Source organism: Geminicoccus flavidas, assembly GCF_009806515.1.
In the GTDB taxonomy this organism is placed as follows: domain Bacteria; phylum Pseudomonadota; class Alphaproteobacteria; order Geminicoccales; family Geminicoccaceae; genus Geminicoccus; species Geminicoccus flavidus.
Map to the genome: position 1 here is coordinate 1 of NZ_WUJP01000589.1, position 637 is coordinate 637.

Below are 637 nucleotides of genomic sequence, written 5' to 3' on the forward strand. Positions count from 1 at the left end.
AGGTCCTGGCGGACGCCACCGCGGCCCTCCGCATCCCGATGATCACCCTGTGCACCGGCACCCGTGATCCAGACGACCAGTGGCGCCACCATCCGGCCAACGCTGACCCCGATGCCTGGCGGGACCTGCTGGCCAGCATGGAGCAGGCCATCCGCATTGCCGAACCGCACGGCCTGAAGCTCGGCATCGAGCCGGAGCTGGCCAATGTCGTGGACAGCGCTGGCAAGGCCCACCGCCTGATCGACGAGCTGCGCTCGCCCTCGCTCGCCCTGGTCCTCGACCCCGCCAACCTGTTCGAGATCGCCCCGCCCGACGAGCAACGCCGCCTGGTCGACGAGGCCCTGGACCTGCTCGCCGACCGGATCGAGTTGGCCCATGCCAAGGACCGCCACCCCGACGGCACGTTCGCCACCGCCGGCAAGGGCGTGCTCGACTTCGGCCATTATCTTGCCGGCCTCCGGCGGATCGGCTTTGCCGGCCCGCTGGTCACCCACGGCCTAGCGCCAGAGGAAGCCCCTGAGGTTGCAGCCTTCTTGCGCGCCCGCCTCCCATGAGCCTCACCACCTTCCGCCGCGACAGCCTGGACCTGTCCGCCTGGGACGATGGCGGCGACGGCCTCCCCGTCCTGTTCCAGCAC

At 70.6% G+C, this 637-nt stretch carries 1 protein-coding gene; it reads left to right on the plus strand.

Features of this window, described 5'->3' with window-relative positions; translation table 11 throughout:
• Nucleotides 1-554 (plus strand): sugar phosphate isomerase/epimerase family protein (locus EQG76_RS16720; RefSeq protein WP_159715473.1); only part of this gene is annotated, 554 nt, incomplete at its 5' end.
• Nucleotides 555-637: the final 83 nt, after the last annotated feature.